The sequence below is a fragment of the Peribacillus muralis genome, assembly GCF_001439925.1.
GTDB classification, from domain to species: Bacteria; Bacillota; Bacilli; order Bacillales; family DSM-1321; genus Peribacillus; species Peribacillus muralis.
Window position 1 is genome coordinate 1 of the sequence record NZ_LMBV01000062.1, and the last position, 1,263, is coordinate 1,263.

At 37.2% G+C, this 1,263-nt stretch carries 1 protein-coding gene; it reads right to left on the reverse strand.

Annotation, left to right across the window (positions count from 1 at the left end):
- Nucleotides 1–40: 40 nt before the first annotated feature.
- Nucleotides 41–1,191, reverse strand: a protein-coding gene (locus ASU00_RS24065) for an IS3 family transposase (RefSeq protein WP_413783546.1) whose coding sequence is annotated in 2 segments (ribosomal slippage) — nt 41–942 and nt 942–1,191 — 1,152 coding nt in all. Because the reading frame shifts where the segments join, the coding sequence is not laid out codon by codon here.
- Nucleotides 1,192–1,263: the final 72 nt, after the last annotated feature.

The window sequence follows — 1,263 nt, forward strand, 5'->3', positions numbered from 1 at the left end:
TGGATTTGAGTCAATATTTTGGACACTAAAAGGTTAAATCTTAAGCTGTATTCCTAATTCGATCTTCAATGGCTTGTGGGGTTTGATAGCCCAAGCTGCTGTGAATTCTTTTTCGGTTATACCAACCTTCAATAAATTGGAACATCGCTAATTTAGCTGTTTGATAGTCTTGATATTGTACGTGGTTGACTTCTTCCTTTTTTAATAGGGCATGAAAGGATTCAATACAGGCATTATCGTACGGACAACCTTTCTGACTAAAGGATTGCTTAATATGATGGTTTTGAATATGTTGAGTAAACTCAGTGCTTGTATATTGTGAGCCAAGATCCGTATGAAGAACTAATCCCTCCGAGGGCTTTTGTGATAAGTGTGCGTTATTGAAAGATTTTATGACCAGTTCTGTCGTCATTGAACGAGAAAATGAATACCCTACTATTTTCTTAGAATGAAGGTCCAATACCGAAGCTAAATAACACCATCCGTCTTTTAACGTGTGGATATACGTAATATCTGCTACCCATTTCTCATTAATGGTCTGAGTAGTGAAGTCTCGTTTTAGCAAATTATCCAATTGAATAACCTTTTCTTTAGATGGATAGGGACGGTATTTTTTCTTAGTAATAGAACGAATTCTCGCCTTGCTCATCAAACGTTGAACACGCTTTAGACTTAGGGAAAACCCTTTGGTTAATAAGCTTTCATGAATCTTTGGAGCCCCATATCGTCCCTTGCTTTCCAGGTAAATGAGATGAATTTCCTTCGTGAGTTCTTGGTTTTCCTGTTCGCGATTTGATACGACTATTTGAAGGGACTGATAATGGCTGCTTCTTGGGATTTCTAGTATTTCACACATCTTCTGTACGGGATATTGTTTCTTGTGTTCCTCAATAAGTTCGGTAAGATCTGTCTCGGTTACTTTTTCGCGAATATGGCCATAGCCTTTTTTAAGATTTCAACTTCTTGCTTTAACCGAAGGTTTTCCTTTTGAATGGCGGCTAATTCCTTTGGAGTCATGGACTCTTCCCCTAAACCGATTGGAGTATATTCTTTAACCCATTTATAAATGGTAACTTCTGATACGCCATATTCGCCGCTTAATTCTTTGACCGAATTACCCGAGTGATAAAGATCTACAATAGTCTTCTTGAATTCATTATTGTATTTTTTACCTGTATTCTTACGTTCCAAGACGGACACATCCTCTCAAAAATCATTGTAAGGACTTAACTAAAATGTGTCCATGAAACTATACTAACTCCA